Source organism: Paraburkholderia sp. BR10923, from assembly GCF_040948765.1.
Lineage (GTDB): Bacteria > Pseudomonadota > Gammaproteobacteria > Burkholderiales > Burkholderiaceae > Paraburkholderia > Paraburkholderia youngii.
Window position 1 is genome coordinate 33,395 of record NZ_JBFPKO010000020.1, and the last position, 21,756, is coordinate 55,150.

Annotated in this window: 15 protein-coding genes; 3 read left to right on the plus strand and 12 right to left on the minus strand. The window is 62.0% G+C overall.

Annotated features, from left to right (window positions below; genetic code table 11):
• The first annotated feature begins 3 nt into the window (after positions 1-3).
• Complete coding sequence (locus AB3X94_RS29410; RefSeq protein ID WP_176106304.1) at positions 4-1,728, plus strand: cytochrome c biogenesis protein DipZ; 1,725 nt, start codon at positions 4-6, stop codon at positions 1,726-1,728.
• A 472-nt stretch (positions 1,729-2,200) separates the two neighbouring features.
• Here AB3X94_RS29410 and adhP read toward each other — a convergent pair whose 3' ends face one another.
• The 9 genes from adhP to AB3X94_RS29455 form a co-directional block, all read right to left on the minus strand.
• Positions 2,201-3,226, minus strand: a complete 1,026-nt coding sequence (adhP, locus tag AB3X94_RS29415; protein WP_176106305.1) for an alcohol dehydrogenase AdhP — start codon at positions 3,224-3,226, stop codon at positions 2,201-2,203.
• Between the two features lie 102 nt (positions 3,227-3,328).
• Complete coding sequence (locus AB3X94_RS29420; protein ID WP_368613435.1) at positions 3,329-4,003, minus strand: TetR/AcrR family transcriptional regulator; 675 nt, start codon at positions 4,001-4,003, stop codon at positions 3,329-3,331.
• A 22-nt stretch (positions 4,004-4,025) separates the two neighbouring features.
• A complete protein-coding gene (locus tag AB3X94_RS29425; RefSeq protein ID WP_176106307.1) occupies positions 4,026-4,889 on the minus strand; it encodes a 4Fe-4S dicluster domain-containing protein in 864 nt (287 codons plus the stop codon).
• Positions 4,890-4,900: 11 nt separating this feature from the next.
• Positions 4,901-7,879, minus strand: coding sequence for a molybdopterin-dependent oxidoreductase (locus AB3X94_RS29430; protein WP_368613436.1), 2,979 nt, complete (start codon positions 7,877-7,879; stop codon positions 4,901-4,903).
• 225 nt (positions 7,880-8,104) lie between these two features.
• Positions 8,105-8,842, minus strand: coding sequence for an OmpW family protein (locus AB3X94_RS29435; protein ID WP_176110430.1), 738 nt, complete (start codon positions 8,840-8,842; stop codon positions 8,105-8,107).
• 288 nt (positions 8,843-9,130) lie between these two features.
• Positions 9,131-9,370 (minus strand): hypothetical protein, encoded by a 240-nt coding sequence (locus AB3X94_RS29440; protein WP_368613437.1) that lies wholly within the window; start codon positions 9,368-9,370, stop codon positions 9,131-9,133.
• A 55-nt stretch (positions 9,371-9,425) separates the two neighbouring features.
• The gene (locus AB3X94_RS29445; protein ID WP_368613438.1) at positions 9,426-11,405 is read right to left on the minus strand and encodes an acyl-CoA synthetase; all 1,980 of its coding nucleotides are present in this window, start codon (positions 11,403-11,405) and stop codon (positions 9,426-9,428) included.
• Positions 11,402-12,358: a fumarylacetoacetate hydrolase family protein gene (locus tag AB3X94_RS29450; RefSeq protein ID WP_368613439.1), complete on the minus strand. Its 957-nt coding sequence runs from the start codon at positions 12,356-12,358 to the stop codon at positions 11,402-11,404. Before AB3X94_RS29450 ends, AB3X94_RS29445 begins: the two co-directional genes overlap by 4 nt.
• Before the next feature lie 35 nt (positions 12,359-12,393).
• Positions 12,394-13,464, minus strand: a complete 1,071-nt coding sequence (locus tag AB3X94_RS29455) for a VOC family protein (RefSeq protein WP_368613440.1) — start codon at positions 13,462-13,464, stop codon at positions 12,394-12,396.
• 315 nt (positions 13,465-13,779) lie between these two features.
• On the opposite strand from AB3X94_RS29455, the gene AB3X94_RS29460 reads away from it, so the two are divergent.
• On the plus strand, positions 13,780-14,535 hold the full coding sequence (locus AB3X94_RS29460; protein ID WP_368613441.1) for a TetR/AcrR family transcriptional regulator: 756 nt from the start codon (positions 13,780-13,782) through the stop codon (positions 14,533-14,535).
• A 176-nt stretch (positions 14,536-14,711) separates the two neighbouring features.
• Here the strand turns inward: AB3X94_RS29460 and AB3X94_RS29465 are convergent, their stop codons facing one another.
• Genes AB3X94_RS29465 through AB3X94_RS29475 form a run of 3 tightly spaced genes read right to left on the minus strand, consistent with a single transcriptional unit; the run spans position 14,712 to position 20,421 of the window.
• Complete coding sequence (locus AB3X94_RS29465; RefSeq protein ID WP_368613442.1) at positions 14,712-16,169, minus strand: efflux transporter outer membrane subunit; 1,458 nt, start codon at positions 16,167-16,169, stop codon at positions 14,712-14,714.
• Between the two features lie 2 nt (positions 16,170-16,171).
• Positions 16,172-19,345 carry an efflux RND transporter permease subunit gene (locus AB3X94_RS29470; protein WP_368613443.1) on the minus strand — a complete coding sequence of 1,058 codons (3,174 nt, stop codon included), beginning with the start codon at positions 19,343-19,345 and terminating at the stop codon, positions 16,172-16,174.
• Positions 19,342-20,421 carry an efflux RND transporter periplasmic adaptor subunit gene (locus tag AB3X94_RS29475; protein WP_368613444.1) on the minus strand — a complete coding sequence of 360 codons (1,080 nt, stop codon included), beginning with the start codon at positions 20,419-20,421 and terminating at the stop codon, positions 19,342-19,344. The genes AB3X94_RS29470 and AB3X94_RS29475 overlap by 4 nt, the downstream gene beginning before the upstream one ends.
• A 579-nt stretch (positions 20,422-21,000) precedes the next feature.
• Between AB3X94_RS29475 and AB3X94_RS29480 the strand changes: the two genes are divergently transcribed.
• Positions 21,001-21,699 carry a TetR/AcrR family transcriptional regulator gene (locus tag AB3X94_RS29480; protein ID WP_368613488.1) on the plus strand — a complete coding sequence of 233 codons (699 nt, stop codon included), beginning with the start codon at positions 21,001-21,003 and terminating at the stop codon, positions 21,697-21,699.
• Positions 21,700-21,756 lie beyond the last annotated feature (57 nt).

Genomic DNA, 21,756 nt, shown 5'->3' on the forward strand with positions numbered 1-21,756 from the left:
ACCATGCTATTACTGATCCTTGCCTACCTCGGCGGTGCATTGACCATTCTGAGTCCGTGCATCCTGCCGGTGCTACCTTTCGTATTTTCGCGAGCAGACCGCCCGTTCGCGCGCAATGGACTGCCGATGCTAGTGGGCATGGCGCTGACCTTTGCCGTGGTCGCCACGCTGGCCGCCGTCGGCGGCGGCTGGGCCGTGCGCGCCAACCAGTACGGCCGCTTCGTCGCCCTCGCCGTGCTCGCCGTGCTTGGCCTGACCTTGCTGTCGGAGCGCGTCGCCGAATGGATCACCCGTCCGTTCGTGGTGCTTGGCAACAAGCTCACCGAGCGCACCGGGAGCCAGGACGATTCGGTACTCTCGGCGGCCGGGCTGGGCGTGGCCACGGGGCTGCTGTGGGCGCCCTGCGCGGGCCCGATCCTGGGCCTGCTGCTCACGGGTGCGGCCCTCAAAGGCGCCAGCGTACAGACAACGTTGTTGCTGCTCACCTACGCGGCGGGCGCGGCGACCTCGCTCGCGCTGGCGCTGCTGATTGGCGGACGCGTCTTCGCCTTGATGAAGCGTTCGCTGGGCGCGGGCGAATGGGTGCGCCGCGCCCTTGGCGTGCCCGTGCTGGCGGGTGTGGCCACCATCGCGCTGGGGCTGGATACCGGGCTGCTGACACGCGTGTCGCTGGCCAGCACGGGCGGCATCGAACAGAAGCTGATCGACGCGGCGCGTCCTGCGCCTCTCGTGCAGATCGCCGTGAAGGCCGGCGATACGCTGCCAGTGGAAGGCGATTTGCCCGCGCTCGATGGCGCCACCCAGTGGCTCAACAGCCCACCGCTCACGGCGCAGTCGCTGCGCGGCAAGGTGGTGCTGGTCGACTTCTGGACCTACTCCTGCATCAACTGCATCCGCTCGCTGCCGTACGTGCGGGGCTGGGCTGACAAGTACAAGGATTACGGCCTGGTGGTGCTCGGCGTGCACGCGCCCGAGTTCGCGTTCGAGAAAGATCCGGGCAACGTCGCCCACGCCGTGAAGGACCTGGGCGTGAACTACCCTGTCGCACTCGACAACGGTTACACCATCTGGAAGGCCTTCAGCAATGAGTACTGGCCTGCGCATTACTTCATCGACCCGCAGGGGCATATTCGTCACCACCATTTTGGCGAGGGCGACTACAAGCAAAGCGAGGACGTGATCCGCCGGCTGCTCGCCGAGGCCGGCCAGAAGAACCTGCCTGACGGCTACGTGCAACCGGTCGCGCAGGTCGCACAGGCCGCCGCCAGCTCGGGCGATGCCAATCGCTCGCCGGAAACCTACGTGGGCTACGCACGCGCACAGAACTTCGCCGGTGGGCCGGTGGCGCAGGACGCGACTGCTACGTATCACGCGGCCCAGACCCTGAAGGTCAACCAGTGGTCGCTCGACGGGCGCTGGTTGGTGGGCGACGAAACTGCGCGGCTTGACAGCCCTGACGGACGCATTGTTTATCGCTTCCGTGGCCGTGACTTGCATATGGTGCTGGGGCCCGGCGGCGACGGCCAGCCCGTGCGCTTTCGCGTGCTGATCGACGGCAAGGCGCCAGGTGCCGACCGCGGCACGGACATCGATGTGAATGGCAACGGAACGGTCACCGGGCAGCGTCTCTACCAGCTCGTGCGGCAAGCCCATGGCAGCGGCGAACGCACCTTCGAAATCACGTTTCTCGACCCGGGCGTGCTGGCTTACGCGTTCACGTTCGGCTGAGTCCCACCTTGGCGCAAGAAGAGCCTCATGCCCCACCTTCACACCGTAACCGCCTCCCCACAGGGTGGAAACTTCGCCGCCTCGCAGCATCCACAAGGGTGCTCGCCCGAGGTTCGCGCGAGCTTCCTGTCGCTGAGCTGATCTCAAACGTCCGGATGACGCCGTGCGAACGGCGGTCGGTCCGCGCATTGCGCCGTGTCGGTTGGGAGATATATTTTCGGGTGTCGCCCTCCGCCCCTGGGAAGGTCTGCGGCCCATTTCAGCGCGACATTGGCTGAGGGCGCGCGCAGTCGCCCCGGCTGTCTCGCGGGAGGACTCGCACGCGCGCACCGATTGACGTGCAACTCGTGAAGACTACTCGTGCAGCACCGAGCCCAGCTGACGTGGATCAATGCCGTCGGTCATTTGGTCAGCGATGAACCGTCAACTGGACGCGCACGGCGCGCGATATCGGCACCAGGCAGTGGCTCATTCAAAGTTCAGTGAGTACGATGCGGCCGTCGACGTTGCCCTCGCGCAATGCGGTGAACACTTCGTTAATGTTCTCTAGCCGCTCATGGTGGATATGTGCGCGCACTTTTCCGTCGGCCGCGAAATCGAGCGATTCCTGCAGGTCGCGACGCGTGCCCACGATGGAACCGCGAACCGTGATGCCATTCAGTACCGTGGAAAAAATCGGCAGCGGAAAGTCGCCGGGCGGCAGGCCGTTCAGCGCGACGGTACCGCCGCGACGCACCATGCCGAGCGCTTGCGCAAACGCACCGCGCGAGACAGCGGTCACGAGAACGCCATGTGCGCCACCGATCTGTTTCTGGACCTCGCTGGCAGGATCGGACGTCGAGGCGTCGATGGTGATTTGCGCACCGAGTTTGCGCGCAAGTTCCAGCTTGTCGGGCGCGACATCCACGGCAACGACATGCAGGCCCATCGCGACGGCGTACTGGACCGCGACATGACCGAGGCCGCCGATGCCCGAGATGGCGATCCACTGACCGGGCCGGGTGTCCGTGACCCGAATGCCTTTGTATACGGTGACCCCGGCGCAGAGGATCGGCGCGATTTCGTCAAACGCGACCCCGTTCGGTAGATGACCTACGTAGTCCGGATCGGCGACCACATATTCGGCGTAGCTGCCGTTCACGGAATAGCCGGTATTCTGCTGCTCGTGGCAAAGCGTCTCCCAGCCCGTCTGACAGTATTCGCAGTGACCGCATGCGGTATAGAGCCACGGCACGCCAACGCGGTCGCCTTCCTTCACGTGCGTGACTCCCGCGCCAATCGCCGCGACATATCCGACACCCTCGTGACCAGGGATGAACGGCAGGCGAGGCTTGACCGGCCAGTCACCATCGGCGGCATGAAGATCGGTGTGGCAGACCCCGGACGCCTTCACGTTGACGAGAATCTGACCCGCAGCGGGCGCAGGAACCGCCACTTCTTCTATCCGCAGCGGCTCGCCGAAGGCATGGACTACCGCAGCTTTCATGAATTGAGCCATCAGTCGCTCCTCAGTGAGTTTGTGATTCTCACGAGTATCCTCGCCAGGCCCGCTAATGCTTTGCGATAGATCAATGTAAACGACCCGCCCTAACGTATTGATCTAAGAGCGTACGTGGAAGCGGACCGTTGCACCGGCATCATCCAGCGACTCAAGATTCTCCAGTACCGGACCTGACGAAGTGCAGGAAAACAAGGCCGCCAAAATGGCTCGAATCGAATCGTCCGTCATTCCTTCCGGATTGCACAGCCGGAAGAAACGCATGCCGTCGCAGAGGCTGAGGAGGGCCGCCGCGAGCGCTTCAGGTTGAGCAGGCCAGCCGCCGTCGCCTGGACGCGCGCCTGCGCACAGACACGCAGCCAGCTTCGCCAGCTTCTTTTGCCGCAGCCCGGTGACCCGCTCCCGAACCGTGCTATCGCGGGATGAAAGGAGGCCCGCTTCGACCCACAGCGGGAAGCAATCATTGTCGAATTCAGCGCAACTCAGACGCGCGAGTGCGCGACCCTTTTCCTGGTCCGGCGCGCCAGGCGATTTGATGATCGCCTGCCAGTCCGCACACGTCTTTTCTACATCGCGTTGCAACAATTCGAGTAGCAGTTCCAGCTGGCTGCTGAAGTTTGAATAGAAGGCGCCACGCGTGTAACCGGCCGCCTCGGCGATGTGTTCCACACTCGTCGCTGCCAGGCCCCGCTCGATGAACGAACGGCGCGCTGCGTCGAGCAGGCGCTCTCGCGTCTGCTCTTTTTTGCATGCGCGTGTCAGGCGTACCAGTCTCATGGATGGATACACAGCGCCGGCATCAGTCGACCTCAACCGCATTCGTCGACTGAACGAGGCCGATCTCGCCGACATACACGCTCTCGCCCAACACGCATTCGCGCGACGCATTGCCCAGCGCATGACGAATCTCGATCCGATAATGGCCGCTATCCTTGATGAGCCGCGAGAACCGGAAGTCGCCGAACGCGTCGGTGACGGTTTCGGCCACCTTCCGATTGCACCAGTACAACGCAACGGCCGCATCAGCGACACACTCGACGACCTGCCCCACCTGCGCGCTGACACTGCCGCCGATAAAGCAGGTTTCCCAACGATCGAGGCCGCTGTACCAGACGCGCGGACTGGTTTTTAGTCTCGGTTCCAGAACCTTGAGTCCTTCCCGTCTTGCCTTCTCTGCCATCGCGGCGTCATCGAGCCTGACGGTTTCGAAAACGCCCGTTGGGCAGGACTGTTCGCATCGCGGGTGCTGCCAACCCTGATCCAGCAGATGGGCGTCGAAGATCCATGTCTGCGGCAGTTGCAATGCTTCATTCCATACGATCGCCTTGTATGGACAGGCCTTGACGATGTCCTTTCTGCCCCGCGCCTTGTCCGGATCAATGATGACGATGCCATCGGCGCGCTTGCGAATGGCGTCGCCGCCTACACGCATGCATGGTGCGTCGTCGCAGTGGTTGCACATCACTGGCAGGTACGTCGTCTCGACCATGTGCGAATCGCCTTGTACGCGGCGCATGATGCGAATGCTGCTTTCGGTATCGGCCGAAGCCGGTGCCGAGTAACCGGGAAACTCGTTGCCAACGTGCTCGTCGCGAGCGGCGATCACGCAGTTCTGGCAGTTTTCGCAGCGCCCGACCTTGATAACCAGATTCCACTTGCTCATGGCGTTTCTCCTCACGCTGCACGACCGAGCAGGAACGCATCGGCGCCTTTCCATTTTTCGACCTGCACGAGGCATGAGTTCGGACTCATGCTGCTGGTGCCTGCCGTTTGCGAGCGGTCGGGCGTGAGCATGTTCATGCAGCCGCCGATCTCGACACGTTCGCCGTCCACTTCGATCAGTTGGAATTCCGCGCTCGCCTCGTATGACTTGACCACGCCTGGGGTCAATAGAGCAGATACATCAGCCGCACAGATTACGGCGCCGCGGTCGTTGTAGACCTTGACGAGGTCACGATGAGCAATGCCCCGCGCGGCCGCGTCTGCGAACCCGAGCCTCAGCAGCCAGAAGCGATGCCCGCCGATCAGCGCACGATGATCCTCGACGCTGTTGACTGACGAATTTTTGCCGTCGCAATGGGTATGAAAACTGTAGCGGCTGTGAGTTGCGATTAATTGCAGCGGATAGCGCCCGGCCCGCTCGCAGCGCAGACCTTCCCACGACGGGATATACCGGTTCAGTGCGGGCCGCTCGGGGTTGTCGGCGGTGTGCCGCTTCAGCAACTCGGGTATGAACTCGAGCTTGCCGCTCGGCGTCTGCAGGCCCATGCCGAATTTTTCGGCATACTGCGACGGCATGGGATGCGGTTCTTGCAGATCCTTGCGACGACCTTCCGCGAACCAGCGCATGTCCACGGGATGGCGCAATTCCGGCTTTTCGGGCGGTACGACGAAATAGCCCTTGCGGCAGAATTCGCGCCAAGAAACGTGATCCGGCAGATCCGACGATTCGAATACCCGCTTGACCCAATCGAGTTCGCCGCAGCCCTCGGTGAACACGCCGCCCAGGCCAAGACGGGTCAGAATCGCAGCGAAGATATCGTAGTCCGAGCGGGATTCGCCCAAAGGCTCGATGCATTTGTGCTGCATCGTCACCATGCGATGATTGACGGTGTTGAAGCCATGATGCGCATAGCCGCCCGAATTCGACCACTCGCCGATGTCCCATCGCTCGAGCGACGTGCAGGCCGGCAGAATGATGTCGGCGAACTGCGCCTCCCCTTCCATCCAGATCGACTGGTTCACCACGAACTCGATGCTGGAATGCTGATAAGCATCGGCCCAGCGTCCGGACTTCGTGACGGTACTGAAAGAAGAGCCACCATAGCGATAGATCATGTGGATCGGTGAATACCCCGGCATCGGGTAGCTGAACGGCGCGAACTGCGCTTCCTGAGACATACCGTCCCACAGGTATCCCGTCGCATGGCCGTTGATGATGGCATCGGGTAGCTGCTGCCGCGGGACCATCTGTTTGACGGGATTCATGGTCAGGATGTGCGGCATGCGCTGATAGTTGTTTACGGCATTGGCGGTCCACGCGAGGTCGCCGGACATCCCGCCGTCCGCGTAGCCCGGGAAATAGAAGTGGAGGTCGTGCGGAGCACCCAACTGCAGACACCCAAAATTGACGCCCGGTTTACCCCATCCCTGCATCGCCATCATCATGATCATGCAGCGAGCCCATTGCGCCCCGGTCGCGCCGCGCCCTGCGCCACCGAAACCCGCGCCTGTCATGCCGACAGAGAGATAGACCTTCTTTTTTCCCCACAGGCGAGCGAGCGCCCGTACATCCTTGGCGGGCACGCCGGTCTCGGACTGTTGCCATTCGGGCGTCTTCGGCACGCCGTCCGTATCGCCCAGCAGATAGGCGCGCCACTCGTCGAAGCCGGTCGTGCGGTTGGCAACGTAGTCCTCGTCGTATAAGCCCTCCACGGCCCAAACGTACATGATCGCGGTCGCGAGAGCCGCATCGGTTTGCGGTCGAATGGGAATCCAACGCCCGCCCAGCAACTGCGAGGTCGGATTGCAGTGTGGGTCGATGTGGACGAACTCGATGCCCAGTTCTTTGGCCCACAGGCGCCGCGGCGTACCCTCGAATCCCGCATACGCCCCGTTAGTGCTTTCCGGATCGGAAGACCAGAAGACGATCATTTCCGCCTCCTTCAGGCAGTCTTCAATGCCGCCATAGCCTGACGGCACACCGACGCGCATCGAGTTGCCGAAGTGATGCATCGCACCCCAGTACCAGCCTTCCCAGCTGTCCGGATTCGCGGCAACCCGAGTGAAGCCAATCAGATTGGCAAAGCGGGTGAGCGCGCTGAGGTAGTAGCCGACGTTCCCCCACTGATGATGCGACGACATGGGGAACGTAATCGAGCCGGGACCGTGAACACGCTTCTGCCGGTTGATTTCTTTCGCGACGATGTCCAGCGCCTCGTCCCAGCTGATCGGCACGTAGCCCGACTTGCCGCGGTTCTGCGGATTGCGCTCGCCCTCAGGGTCGAAATCAACGCGTTTCAACGGACGAAGAATCCGTTTGTCGGAATAGACAAGCGACTTGATCGCCAATGCGTGCGGCGCAACGAGGCCTCGCCGTGGTGGGCTGAAGCGGCGCCCGCGCGCCTCGATTTCCCAGCTGGCGGCGTCCTTGCCGTCCAGATCGATGGGCGTCACCCGAATGATGCGACCATCCTTCACGTACACGAACAATGGGCCACCGTTCGTGCAGGTCGTGTACCGGCGTGTGCCGTCCCGCATTGGCGTGCCCATCGGCAGTCCAATGGTTTGCATCATACTGAGCGTTTGCATGAACCACACCAGCAGTTCATCGTCGCCTTCCGTCACCACCTTGAAGTTCTTTGCCGCATGAATGATTTCAGCATGGTCCTGCCGTGGGGAAAGGAATTTCAGGGCCGTGCCGACGTCTTTGAACAGAATGCTCACGTCGGCTTGCCAACCTGTGCAAGCGCGCGATCGGATGCGACCGTTCCTGATTTCGACGACGCGGCCGAGGCTCCGGTCCATCAGCCCGATCTGGGCGACGATGTCCCGCTCCTTGAGGCGCTGACGATAGGCGGGAAAGCGGCGTGCCGTCAGGTCGAGTACTTTGGGCAGCGCGAACAGAATCGATTTGAGCACTTGTCGCTTCATGGTTTCACCCGAGATGAAACATTGAAGCAGGAGATGGCCAAAGCGCTTGCACAACCATTATTCCCACGCGCGCAACCGGAACCGTACGCCGCAGCGTTACGTCCATCGGGGCGTCATTAGCGTGTATCGAATGATCGCATTTCCTCGTTTTGTTGTGCATTTGAACCTCAAAACTGGTTGAACGTATTCCGCCTTGTCCGGCGTCTGAAATGCTGTCCTTGCGGGCTAGAAGGTATAAGCGACATTCAGGAAAACATTTACCGGATTGAGACGGATCGTCGATTTCGAAACGATTTGCGTCCCATTAGCCGTTGTGCCGTCCAGCGTAAGGTGAGTCTTTACGGGAACGTAACCGACGCTGGCTCCTACTGACCAGTGGTTCGTCATCGCGTAATAAGCCCCGATCTCGAATACCGGATTCCAGGACGAACTGAGGGATGCGTGCGCCGAGCCACCCGGTCCCAGACTGTCAGTGACAAATTGGCTGTTAGTCGTACGCACCTGGGTGAACCACGTATAGTTCACGCCCAGCCCGATGAAAGGACGGAACTTTGACTGGGCGGAAAGCAGGTGATATCGAAAGACAAGCGCGGGCGGAATCGGCCGCGTCGAGCCCAGAGTGCCATACTTCGCGAGCGCGCCATCCCCGACCAGATCCACCGTCAGTGGGAGCCCGATGAGCGTCGCAACGCCGATGTGGTCGGTGACGTAGTACTCGGTCGTGATCCCAATTGTGTCCGTGGACGTCGCGTGCGCCCCAGTACCGGGCAGTTGCTGGTTCACTGTCATCCCACCCACGCTTTCCACGGTCAGCGGCGTTGCACTACTCTGTGGCGCGACGTGGAGCCATCCGGTCGCCACGGTAAAGCTCCCAGCCGTCTGGGCGTTCGCATTACCAGCAAGCGCGGCCGCACAGAGGCACACCGCAAAACCAGCGGATCGAACCGTTCTCCTGTCTTTCATCAAGTGTCTTCTCCTGTCTCATTGGCTGAATACTTTTTTTGTTGCGTACCGGTCAGGGCGCTGCATGGGGCGCCCGTGACCGCCTGGTGTCGGCATGGCTCTCGTTCGATTGCATCGAACGACATCAGGCCCGTTTCTTATGCAGTCGTACTAAATGAAATGACGCGATTTCGCGCGCCTCTTCTGATACCTTCCACCGCGCTTCTTCCTCGTGCCGCCAGAAACAGCGTCCGGTTACAGGTCTATGCCTGGCGTGAGACTCCGACGCGATCTCGATAACCGGTTATGTCAGTGAACGCGCATTGACGGGCGCGCAGCCTCCGGCGGGAACACCCGCCACGAACCATCAGAATGCCGAAAGAAGAACAGGCCAACCCTTTCCCCCGGCAGAACCAGTTCGATGTGTACGTAGACTCCTTGATTCGACTGCGCGCGACCCGATCGGGTAATCCGCAGCGGCGTTGCCGAAACGGGGCCGAGCCATTTTTCAACAAGCGATCGCAACGTCGCGTCCGATGCAATACCCATCTTCGTCTCCAACCAAAAGCCACTGCTCTTGCTCGACAACCAATGCCACTGTCGTTCAGGCGCGACCCGCGTTACCGCCCGGGCTCGCCGCGACGGACAGCGAAAAGCCGAATGGAAAGCGCGCCAGCGTCGCGCGCGCCAGTTCTTCGAGCTCGACGCTGTTGAGCTCGACATGAGCCGTCAGCCCGCGAGCGGTGTCTTCGACGATACTCACCGCTGCATCGTTGACGCCGGCCTCAACGAGTGCGGATCGCAATGCGTCCGCCATTTCTCGCCATTTCAGCGCCGGCTTGTAGATCTTGCCGACGCCTGTCAGCGGCATCGTATCGATGACACGGATTGCCTTAGGAAGCGCAGCCCGCTCGCTGATGCTGGCGCGCAGGAATGCGGCTAGTTCCGCTTCGGTTGTCGTGACGCCTGGTTTGAGCTGGACATAGGCAACCGGCAACTCGCCCGCATGCGCGTCGGGCCGGCCCACCGCGGCGGCGATCTGTACCGCCTGATGACGATGCAAGGCTTCTTCGATAGCCGCAGGGTCGATGTTGTGGCCGCCCCGGATGATTAACTCCTTTTTCCGGCCCGTTAGCCAGAAGTACCCGTCGGCATCGCGGCGCCCGAGATCGCCAGTATTAAGCCAACGTTCGCCGTCGCCGAGGTCCATCCAGATCCCACTGTTCTGCTCTGGCCTGGAATACCCGACGAACACATTCGGTCCGGAGATCACCAACTGGCCGACTTCCTCTGCCGCGCAATCGCGCATATACCGGCCGGCCTCATCGGCCACCACGACCTTCATAGCCTGACCGGGAAGGCAAAGGCCAATCGAGCCCGCCCTGCGTTCACCACGCGGCGGATTAACGCTGCTCACGCAGGCGCCTTCAGTGAGTCCGTAGCCTTCGAGGATTTTGATCCCCGTGCGATGCTCGAAATTGCGAAGCAACTCGACTGGCATCGGCGCGGCACCGCACAGCCCATACTCAAGCGAGCTGATATCGTGCTCGCCAATTGGAACCTCGAGCAGTGACCCATAGAGCGTTGGCACACCGCTGAAGAAATTGATGCGGTAATGTTCAACGATTTCCCAGAAACGCTTTACAACACCGTCGCCGCGATAACCTTGCGGTGTGCCGAGAACGACATGAGCGCCGCGTGAGAACGCTAGTAGCCCTGTCACCATCACGGCATTCACATGAAATAGCGGCAGTCCGCAAAATATCGTTTTGCCCGGACCGATGCTTTCGCCGAGAAACCGACCGGCGTTCCACGCATTGGCAACCTCATTACGGTGCCGGCGCATCGCGATCTTCGGCAGTCCCGTGGTGCCGCCCGTGCAGAAGCAGGATGAGATATCGTCGATCCGCGCCGGGGACGAGTCGTCGAGCGATATTCCGGACTCGTTCGCCATTGCGGTGCCAAAATCATGGACCCGGATCTGCGCTGGAACCGCGCTGCGCACGCCGCCTTTGCCATGCAGGCTTGCAGTTTCGCCGCGTTGCAGGATCCGGGCTTCTAATCCTTTTTCTCCCGGTATCCGATCGGCCAGATTAATGAGCACCAGATCTTTTATGGCGGGAACATGATGCAACACCGCTTGCGTTTTTTTCCATAGTTCAGTCCCGGGGAACGGCGCGAGCGTTACGAGTACGCTGGCACCCGATGCCTTCAGCAATTCGCCGATGGCTTCGCTTTCAAGCAATGGATTGATCGCGCAGACAATTCCGACCGCTTCGCCTCCCCAGATCACGAAGTGTGTCTCTGGCAGGTTCGGCAGCACATAGGCGATGACCGTGTCCCTTTCCACGCCCAGCCGCGAAAACATGTTTGCGGTGCGCGTGATATCACGCAACAGGTCGCTGTACGTCCAGCACTCCGGGCTGGCATAGTCATCGGCTGTTCGAAAGAAGGAAAGCGCGGGCGCCGATGGATTGATGGCAGCGCCCCTGCAGATCATTTCGTAGGTGCTCGACGGAAGCTCCGGCAGTTTTCCCGATGCTTCGATAGCGAGAACATCCTGTCCTTTTGCGGCGTCTTTCATACTGCCTCTTCAACGACGACGTTTTGCTGCACGCCCAGGTTGATTGAGCGGTCGAGGCTGACAATCCATGCCTCGACAACGTCTCCCACCTGAAGATACTGAGGCCTGTCCTCCTGCATCTTCAGGAAAAGCCGCCATTTATCCTCTTCGGACAACTGCGCCGCAGCGCGCTGCTTCTCCGGTGAAGGAATGCTTAGCGCACATCCAGATGGTGTGCCGGTTGCAAGGAGGTCACCCGTGCGCAGGTCGTGCACGCGGGAAAGCTCAGTCAGAGTCTCTGCCGGGCCATAGACAAGGCCAGCAGCAGTGTCGTTCTGGCGGACGGTTCCGTTGACCGTCAGCGTCAGCACGAGCTCTTTGAGCTTCGGAATGTCATGCTTCTCGAGCAGGCAAAGATAAGGGCCGACAGGGCCAAATGTCCGAAAGCTCTTGCCCTTGTAAAACTGCATCTGCGGGATCTGGATATCACGCGCTGAATAATCGTTGACGATCACTACGCCCGCGATGTACTCGTGCAGGTTTTCCTCGGTGACAGTTTCAGCCGAGGTGATATCGCGTTTGAGCACGAGACCGAGTTCGATCTCATAGTCGAGGAACCGCACCGCGCGTGGTTTCACGATGGCCGAGTCGGCCGCAACGATGCAGCTCGGTGCCTTCGTGAAAATCATGTTGAACTTCTTGACGTCCGGGTCCATGCCGGACTCGATCATATGCTGGCGGTAATTCGCGCCCTGGCAGATGAACTGCTGGTTGGTGGTCACGGGTGACAGCCACTGCACTTCCGATTCGGGAATCGATGGACCGCTGAGTATCATGAGCCGCTCCACCGGATTGGCCTCGATGAACGCGGCGGTCGACTCGTACTCGCCTGGAATCGGCGTGATGGCGCCCTCCGCGACCACGCCCCACTGGGCACGGCCATGATGAAGATAATGCAGGACGTGAAGTGCCATTGTTCAATTCTCCGGATCAGTAGGGATGCCTGGGGTCAGGCGAAAATCTTTGCCAGCGTTCGCAGCTTGCTCAGAGTCAGGTCAGGGCAGCGACGCAGGTTTCTGAACAGCACCACAACGCTCGTGGGCGTGAATCTGGGCTTCGTGAAGCTGCGCGGCATGGTCGGCCCCCACTGAGCCATTGCCTCGCGACTCACGGCATGGATTCCCGTCGGCTCATCGGATGTGAACAGGTCGCCGTCGCAGTAGTGTTCGTGCTTGTCGCCCCACGGGTCTTGCCAGTAGTCGAAAATCTGGCTGCCCAGGATATGTCGGCCGATCCCCCACGCGTGCGTCCAGCCACCGTCGCGCAGAACGCGCTGGCCCATACCGACCGCGTCCGCGTCGATGAGCTCGTAAGCGCTATGGCTGTAAGTCGCGGCGAATCCCTGAGCAAGCGCTAGCGTGTGATGATCGGCCGGGTTGTTGCCAAGATCGAGACGCATGAATGCGACCGCCGGCGAGCCGTCGGGAAGCACCTGTACGTCGCTAGGGATGAACCCGAAGTGCCGCGTGTACCACCCGCAGGTTTCCTGAAAGTCGGCGAGCTCGAGTACGACATGCCCTAGCCGGATGACCTCTGGAGCGCGCTCGGGCGGTCGCTGCGTATCGTTGACGCGAACGGTGGCATCGACTGAATTGAATGGCAACGGCAGGCGGTGCGGCAACGCTGACGCGGGTGCCTGGCCCCATATCGCATCGATAGCGAAACCGGAAGGGTCTGTCAGCCGCACCACGTAGCCGCCGGCCGGTAGCGCGGAGTTTTCTACATCGGACGCGCCCGGCAGCTTCGCCAGCGCATCAAGCTCCTCGCGGCTGCCGACTTGCAGGCCGAACCCCACAAACCGCGCTTTCGACGCCCTACGCACCACATGGCAAAAATGCGAAGCGTCCGTGCCACGCAGAAGAAGCAGCGCCTCGTCCCGCGATACCGTTTGAAGCCCAAAGTCGTTGAGAAAATGCTCCGCTTGTTCGAGGTCCGGTCGCTCGAATACCAGATAGGCCAATGCGGTCGCTTTTGCCGTCGGATGGGGATGACGAGCGGGCTGTGCAGTAGTCAGTTTCATGTCGGAATCTCACTCCGTCGCAATGGCCGATTCGACTTTGGAAGCTGCCGCATTGGCGGCAGGATCGAACGGCAATAGATGCTTCGCCGACGCGCTATCGAAAGCGGGTCCGGATGCCCGCTTCGGCGCGCGGGCGGCGCAACGCCAACGCCGCGGGGCGGCACCGCTTCTGGCTGCTGTCTCCATGATCACTCCATCGGTTCTGGTCGAATCGGCTCGTCGAGGCCTTTGATGACATTAAACTCATCGATGATGATTTTGTCAATATAGAGATTCGAATCTATACTGCGCTATATGTCCAGATCAGGGATCACGATGACCAACACGACAAATCGCCGGGCAGGCAAGCGTTCCACCGTTACCACGTCCGTCGCCCCCGTACCCGTTGCCGAAGAACGAGAGCCGCGGGGTGCGCGCCGCAAGCGTGAGACGCGAGCCCGCCTGCTCGATGCTGCCCTGAGGCTGATGGCGGAAAAAGGCATGGAGGGCGTTGCGATCAACGAGATCACCGAGGCCGCCGACGTGGGCTTTGGCTCGTTCTACAACCACTTCGAATCAAAAGAAGCGATCTATGCGACGCTCGTCGACAACGTGTTTGAAGAGTTCGCGAACATGCTCGATCGGCTTGCGGGAGGCCTTTCCGACCCCGCCGAAGTGGTCGCCGTCTCTGTGCGCCATACGGTCCTCCGCGCACGGCATGACCCCGTCTGGGGACGTTTCCTGATACGCGAAGGATTTTCCGCCCGCGCGATGAGCCGCGGGCTCGGTCAGCGACTGCTGCGCGACATCGGCAGCGGCATTACTGCGAAACGGTTCGTCGTGGCGGACCCCTTTATCGGATTTCTCGCAGTGGGCGGCACGGTGTTGTGTGCCATCGCCGCCGAGCTGAACTTTGTCGTGCCGGGTGCAAGCGCGGCAGGCGTGCTGACAGAACTGGGCTTTAGCGGCGAGCATTTTCCCGAGCGCACGGCAGCGATGTTGCTGCAAACGCTTGGACTGAAGCGCGCGGAGGCGGAAAAGATCGCTACCCGTCCATTGCCCACCGTCGAGGAAGCCGTCGATCAGGGCTGAGTTGATAGTGTCCCGGCCGTTTTCCTCAAAGCAGGTAACCGCCCTTTTCGCGCAGTGTGCAATTGCGGACAGGACAGTGCTGTCCTGCCCGCTCCGCGCAAGGCATCCTCAGATTTGAACCGATTGCTCGGCACCGGTCCGGCCCGACTGTCCTCGCCACTGTCACGAACACCCGGTCATTGCGCCGACGCTGCGCTCTGCGGGGTGGCGGGCAACTCGCCCATCGACTGGAACAGCGCCGCCGTATCGCTCATGCGCTGACCGGCTGCGCGCACGGCGGCGATCTGTGCGTTCAGGTAACGCGACTCGCTCGCCTGTCGTGCCGTCGAAGGCAGCGAACCCATGCGGTGGCGCGACGCCGTATCCTCGAATGTCGCGCGAGCGGCGTCCGCGGCTTCGTCCGACGAAGCGAGCATCTGCGCGTCGTTATCCAGCGCGGCCAGCGAATTCGCCACATCCTGGAAAGCGGACAGCACCGTCGCCTTATAGTGCAGTACGGCGGCGTCGTAGGCGTCGATCGACGCGCGACGCTGAGCGAACAGCGCGCCGCCATGGAAGATTGGCTGCGACAGGCCGGCGCCGATCGCCCACAGTGCCCCCGCGCCCGAGGTCACCGCCGGCCAGCTGAAGCCGCCTCGTCCCATCGAGCCCGTCAGCGACAGGCTCGGGAACATTTGCGCGGTCGCGGCGCCGACATCCGCGGCGGCGGCCTTCACGGCGGCGTCGGCTGCCTCGATGTCCGGGCGCGAGCGCAGCAGATCCGACGGCACGGCCACGGGGACGTGCTCCGGCAGCGACAGGCTATCGAGGTCCGGCACGCTCGGCGCGTTATCCGGCGTGCGCCCCATCAGCACGGCCAGCGCGTGGATAGCGCATGCGCGTTGCTGACGCAGCGACGGCAACGTCGCCGCGATCGCAGCCGCGCTCTGTTTCGACTCAAGCGCTTGCGCGCGTGAGGCCGAGCCGAGCGTGTAGCGCTGCTGATCCTCATTTGCAGCATCGTTCGACACCGCAATCAGCCGCTCGGTTAGCGCGATCTGCCGATCGAGCGCCGCCACATTGATCGCCGTACCGACGATGTTCGCGGCGAGCGCCCGACGCGACGCCTCCAGTTCGAACGCCTGCACGTTCACACGCGCCGCGCTCGCTGAATTCATGTAGCGCGTCTGGCCGAACAGGTCGAACGTGTAATGGGTGAAGATCTGCCCAGCAAAAAAGTTGTATTGCACCTGCTCGGGTCCAAGCCCCGGAACGATAGGCGTACGCGCGCGCTCGACCTGCGCGGCGCCGTCGATCGACGGCAGCGTCGAGGCGCCGATCTGTGCGCGCAGTTCCTCCCGCGCTGACGCGAGCGTGCGCTGTGTCGCGGCGAGTGTCGGACTGTTGCGCAAGCCTTCGTCCACGAAGGCGTCGAGCGCATCTGAGCGGTAAAGCCGCCACCATTGCGGCAGGGGAGCCGCGCCGACATCGAATGTCTGCGCAATCCCACCCGCAGCCACCGTTTTCGATGGCTGCGCCTCTGCGCCATAGTGCCCGGGCGACGGCATGGCTGGCGGCTCGCCGCTCGGCCCGAACGAGCACGCGGACAGGGCGAGTGCCGCGGCCGCCACGGATGTCTTGCAGGTAAACCTCATGATTAAACCTCCGTATGCTCGACGACGACCGGTTGCGCGTCGCGCTCGTCACGCCGGACCCTGAAGCAGGTCGCGTAGAGCGCCGGCAGGAAGAACACCGTCAGAAGTGTGGCGATGGTGATGCCGCCCATCAGCGCGGTTGCCATGGGGCCGAAGAAGCCCGAGCGAAGCAGTGGAATCAGCGCGAGCACCGCGGCGGCGGCCGTCAGCATGATTGGCCGGAACCGCCGCACGGTTGCGCCGATGATCGCGTCGAAGCGCGCCTGCCCTGCTGCGATGTCCTGGTCGATCTGGTCCACCAGGATCACGGAGTTGCGCATGATGATGCCGAACATCGCGATCACGCCCAGTAACGCGACGAAGCCGAACGGCTTGCCGAACAGCAGCAGCGCGGCCACCACACCGATCAAGCCCAGCGGCGCGGTCAGCACGACGATGAACGTTCGTGCGAAGTTTTTCAGCTGGATCATCAGCAGCGTCAGCACCGCGATGATCATCAACGGCATTTCCGCGTTGATCGATGTCTGGCCCTTGACGCTCTCTTCCACCGCGCCGCCTACCTCGATCCGGTAACCGACGGGTAATCTGGCGCGTGTCGCGGTGAGTGCATGCTCGATGTCGCGCGTCACGTCGATGCCCTGCGCGTCGCCGCGCACGTCGGCCTGCACGGTGATGGTCGGCTGGCGGTCGCGCTCCCAGATCACCCCGTATTCCAAGGTGTCGCGCACGTGTCCGAGCGAGCCGAGCGGCACCGGGCCATTCGGCGTGGGGATCGCAAGGCTCGTGAGCTTTGCGGGATCGACGCGCTCGCTCTTCGGCGCACGCAGGTCGACGTTGATCAGCTTGTCGCGTTCGCGGTACTGGGTGACCGTATAGCCGGAAAGCGTCATCGCGAGGAAGCTGGAGACGTCCTGCGACGTGACGCCAAGCTGGCGCGCCCGGTTCTGATCGATCTCGAATGACATGGAACGCTCGGCCGGCTCGTCCCAGTCGAACTGGACGTTGCGCGTGCGCGGGTCGGCACGGACCTGCTCCGCCACCGTATCCGCGATCGAGCGCACCGTCGCGATGTCGTCGCCGCTGACGCGGAACTTGATCGGGAAGCCCACGGGCGGACCGTTTTCGAGTCGTGCGACACGCGTTCGAACGCCGGAGAAGTCCTTCTCGAGTTTCGCGTCGAGCCAGTGCATCAACTCCTCACGCGTCTCGACGTCCTTCGCGGTGATGACGAACTGCGCGAAGTTGGGCTGCTGCAGCTGTTGATCGAGCGGCAGATAGAAGCGCGGCGCCCCTGTCCCCACGAAATCGACGTAATGCTCGATCTCCGACTTACCGTCCAGAACTTTTTCGAGCCGCTTCGCTTCACGTAGCGTCGCCTCGAACGAAGCGCCTTCCGGCAACCTCAGGTCGACCAGCAGTTCGGGGCGCTCCGAGTTCGGAAAGAACTGCTGCGGCACGCGTGTGAACACCGTCATTGCGATTGCAAACAGCACGGCGGTGACGCCGAGCACCACCCAGCGCCGGTCGATACACCACGAGACCCAGCCCGACAGGCGCCGGTAGAAACCCGTGTTGTAGACATCGTGCTCGTGCCCGTGAGCCGCGCCCTCCTGACCTTTGTGTTCGGGCAGCATATGGAAGCCGAGCAGCGGCACGAGCACGACCGCCGCGAACCACGAGACGATCAGTGCAATCGCCGACACCTCGAAGATCGAGCGCGTGTACTCGCCCGTGCTCGATTTGGCGAGCGCGATCGGCAGAAAGCCGGCGACCGTCACGAGCGTTCCCGTCAACATCGGAAAGGCCGTGCTCGTATAGGCGAAGGCGGCAGCGCGCATGCGGCTCCAGCCCTGTTCGAGCTTCACCGCCATCATTTCGACGGCGATGATCGCATCGTCGACGAGCAGCCCGAGCGCCAGCACGAGCGTGCCGAGCGACACCTTGTCCAGACCAATGCCGAACAGATGCATGCACAACGCTGTCATCGCCAGTACGATCGGAATCGTGATCACGACGACCATGCCGGTTCTCAGTCCCAGCGAAACGAGGCTGACGACCAGCACGATCGCCACCGCTTCGCCGACCGAGCGCACGAACTCGTTGACCGAGTGCTTGACCGCGTGAGGCATGCTCGAGACCGGCGCCAGCTTGAGACCCGCCGGAAGCGTCGCCTGCAGTTCGGCGGTCTTTGCGTCGAGCGCCTTGCCGAGGTCGATGACGTCACCGCCCTTTTGCATCGTCACGCCGATGCCGAGCACCGCCTGGCCGCCGGCACGCATTTGCGTGACAGGCGGATCATCGTAGCCACGCTTGATGGCCGCGATGTCGCCGAGGCGGAATGTGCGCTTGTTAACCGTTAGCAGCATGTCCGCGAGCGCCTGTTCGTCCTTGAACGCGCCGCTCGGGCGCACGAACACGCGGTCATCCTCCGTCGTGACGGTACCGACGGGGGCAACGGCATTCTGAGCGTCGATGGCCTGAGCCAATTGCTGCGGCGAAATCGACAGCCGCGTCAGTTGCGCGTTCGAGATCTCGACAAAGATGTGCTGATCGGGGTCGCCAAAGTAGTCGACCTTCGCCACACCGGGTACCCGCAGCAGCACTGTGCGCAGTTTGTCCGCATAGTCGTGCAGTTGCGCGGGAGAAAAGCCATCGCCTTCGAGCGCGTAGATGTTCGTGTAGACGTCGCCGAACTCGTCGTTGAAGAACGGGCCAATTGTTCCTTTCGGAAGCGTCGCCGCGATGTCGCCGATTTTTTTACGGACCTGATACCACGTCTCGGGCACATCCTTGACGGGCGCCGAATCTTTCATTGCGAAGAAGATCATCGACTCGCCGGGCCGCGAGTAGCTCTTGATGTTGTCGACATAGGGCGCAGCCTGCAATTGACGGCCGATCCGGTCAGTGATCTCATCCTGCACTTCGCGCGCGGTCGCGCCGGGCCAGTAGGTCTTGATGACCATGGTGCGGAACGTGAATGGCGGATCTTCCGACTGCGCGAGGTGCGTATAGCCGATCACGCCAAACAGCGTGGCAAGGCCAATCAGAAAGATCACGAGCTGCTGGTGTCGCAACGCCCATGCTGAAAGATTGAAACCGGTTCCGCTGGTGTCAGTCTCGTTCGAGGCGCTTGCGGGCGCGCTATCGCGCGCATTTTGCTGGTCACGCGCGTTCATGACGGAAAGTCCTCTGGATGTAGCGGAGGCACCATCTGCACGTGTTGGCCCGAACTCACCGCATGCACGCCTTGCAGTACGACGCGGTCGCCATCGTGCAGACCGGCAGCGATCGACACCGTGCGTTCGCCGTATTGCGCGATCGTGACCGGGCGCAGTTCGAGCGCGTCGCTACCGTTACGGACCACCCACACGGCAGGCTTTTCACCCTGGTGAAAAAGCGCTGTCACCGGCAGCGTAAAGGCCCCACCAGTGGCGCTCTCGCGTGCGTCCTGGAACGCAACGTTGGCCGTCATGCCGAGACGTACTTCGGCAGTGGGTGCGGTCAATGTCAGCTTGACCTGCCACGTGCGGCTTTCCGGATCTGCGGCGGCGGACACCTCGCGCACGGTCGCATCGAATGACTTGCCAGGCAGCGCCGACAACGAGACGCGCGCCTTGCTGCCGACTCTCAGCGCGTTCACCGTGTTTTCCGACGCGTCGCAGACGATGTCGACGTCGCCCGTCCAGGCGAGGTGGTACACGGCTTGGGTGGCCTGCACGTTCTGGCCGGTATCGGCATCTTCCGACGTGACGACCCCGTCGTGCTCGGCCGTGAGCGTTGCATAGCGGAGATGATCCGTCGCAAGTGCCATCTGTGCGAGAGCGGAATTGCGCTGTGCGAGCGCGGAAGCGTAGGCGTCCTGGGTCTGCTCCAACTGCGCTGTTGCGATCAGGTTCGCACGGGCCTGCGCCTCGTCACGATCAAGCTGCTGCTTCGCGAACACGAGACGATGCTCGGCAGCGTCGAGTTGCGCGCGCGCGTTGACGAGATTGTTTTGCAGATCGGTCGGGTCGAGGAGCGCAACGATTTGTCCCGCCTTCACGGTGTCGCCGATACGCACGCGCCGTTCGATCACTTTGCCGCCGACCCGGAACGACAGAGGCGTGGAATACCGCGCCTGCACCTGTGCCGGCAACGATGCGTCGGCCATTCGTCCATCGGGATGAACCACGCGCGCCACGACGGGCTTTGGCTGCGGCACGAGCGCTTCGCGCTGATGGCATGCGCTAAGGAGAAGTGCGCTGCTAACCATGATGACAACGGGTATCCGGTGCGTTGGCCGGAACAGGGAGGGAAACGAGGAGCGCGCCCGTTTCAGCGCGACAGGACCGGAGTGTTTCACGATGTTTCCAAGGCAGATGATGAATCCAGGAAGAAAAAGCGATCCGCGCTGACAGGAGCCGGGGTGTCCGTGAGAAGCACGCCTTGTCACCAGCGCAAAAGTCGGAAAGCCATCCGATGCGTTACTGATCCGCTTACAACGCTACTGAACGTCGTTCCGAAGCGTTGTGGCGCGTCATCGCGACCGCCAGGCTGCACCTGGCAGCGGGACAGCAGCACCGGATAGTCGCGTCGGCTCATGCCCACGCGCCCTATGTGCACCGGACCCTACGAATCGCGATCGCAGTGCCCTGAAGCGCATCAAAGACGATTGCGCTGCGTCCCGCTGCTGCGACGTTAGCCGCATCAGGTGACATTAAACCCATGTTTGATACTATTGTCAATTATGACATGTAAATCTAAAATCTGATGGAACAGAGAATCGGGAGGCAACGTGCCAGATGTCCGTAACAAGCATGCAAGCCGTCGGTCGGCGGCGGTCCATGCGCAGATGGCAAGTCGTGAGCCGGTGCTTGGGCAATCGCCCCGTTTAGCCCGGCGCAAGCACGAGACTCGAGTCCGGTTGCTGAACGCCACCTTCCGACTAGTGACGGAAAAAGGAATGGACAGCATCACGATCGGCGAGATCACAGATGCCGCCGACGTGGGTTTCGGGTCTTTCTACAACTACTTCGAATCAAAGGAAGGCATCCTCGCAGCGCTCGTGGACTGGCTCTTCGAAGACTTCGCGAACAGGCTTGACGGACTCACCACCGGATTGGCCGACCCGGCGGAAGTGATAGCCGTGTCAGTGCGCCATACGCTCCTGCGCGCCTGCCGCGAGCCGGTCTGGGGACAATTCTTGATACGCGAGGGGCTATCTACACGCGCGTTAAGCACGGGTCTTGGTCAGCGGCTGCTGCGGGATGCGGCGATGGGAATTTCAAAAAAGCGCTTCATGATCGCGGATGAGTTGATTTGCGTCGTTTCCGCAATTGGCACTGTGATCGCAGGAGTCGCTGCTGAGCTTGATATGTCAGCATCATCGAAGCGGACGGTTCGCCCGCGGAAGGTGTTACGGTCCAAAGTTGACAGGTTTGCCGAACGTACAGCGGCCATCGTCCTGCAGGGGTTTGGTCTCAAACGGCTGGAGGCAGAAAAGATCGCCCGGCGTCCGCTGCCCGCAGCGGCAGAGGATGTAACCAGCTGAAGTGGAATAGTGCTGTGCCCGGCCACGAGCGGACCGATTGAGTACGGGCGTCGACCG

Coding starts and splice junctions, on each gene's coding strand:
- AB3X94_RS29410 (WP_176106304.1), top strand. CDS start 4: ATGCTATTACTGATCCTTGCCTACCTCGGCGGTGCATTGACCATTCTG.
- adhP (WP_176106305.1), bottom strand. CDS start 3,226: ATGGCTCAATTCATGAAAGCTGCGGTAGTCCATGCCTTCGGCGAGCCG.
- AB3X94_RS29420 (WP_368613435.1), bottom strand. CDS start 4,003: ATGAGACTGGTACGCCTGACACGCGCATGCAAAAAAGAGCAGACGCGA.
- AB3X94_RS29425 (WP_176106307.1), bottom strand. CDS start 4,889: ATGAGCAAGTGGAATCTGGTTATCAAGGTCGGGCGCTGCGAAAACTGC.
- AB3X94_RS29430 (WP_368613436.1), bottom strand. CDS start 7,879: ATGAAGCGACAAGTGCTCAAATCGATTCTGTTCGCGCTGCCCAAAGTA.
- AB3X94_RS29435 (WP_176110430.1), bottom strand. CDS start 8,842: ATGAAAGACAGGAGAACGGTTCGATCCGCTGGTTTTGCGGTGTGCCTC.
- AB3X94_RS29440 (WP_368613437.1), bottom strand. CDS start 9,370: ATGGGTATTGCATCGGACGCGACGTTGCGATCGCTTGTTGAAAAATGG.
- AB3X94_RS29445 (WP_368613438.1), bottom strand. CDS start 11,405: ATGAAAGACGCCGCAAAAGGACAGGATGTTCTCGCTATCGAAGCATCG.
- AB3X94_RS29450 (WP_368613439.1), bottom strand. CDS start 12,358: ATGGCACTTCACGTCCTGCATTATCTTCATCATGGCCGTGCCCAGTGG.
- AB3X94_RS29455 (WP_368613440.1), bottom strand. CDS start 13,464: ATGAAACTGACTACTGCACAGCCCGCTCGTCATCCCCATCCGACGGCA.
- AB3X94_RS29460 (WP_368613441.1), top strand. CDS start 13,780: ATGACCAACACGACAAATCGCCGGGCAGGCAAGCGTTCCACCGTTACC.
- AB3X94_RS29465 (WP_368613442.1), bottom strand. CDS start 16,169: ATGAGGTTTACCTGCAAGACATCCGTGGCGGCCGCGGCACTCGCCCTG.
- AB3X94_RS29470 (WP_368613443.1), bottom strand. CDS start 19,345: ATGAACGCGCGTGACCAGCAAAATGCGCGCGATAGCGCGCCCGCAAGC.
- AB3X94_RS29475 (WP_368613444.1), bottom strand. CDS start 20,421: ATGGTTAGCAGCGCACTTCTCCTTAGCGCATGCCATCAGCGCGAAGCG.
- AB3X94_RS29480 (WP_368613488.1), top strand. CDS start 21,001: ATGGCAAGTCGTGAGCCGGTGCTTGGGCAATCGCCCCGTTTAGCCCGG.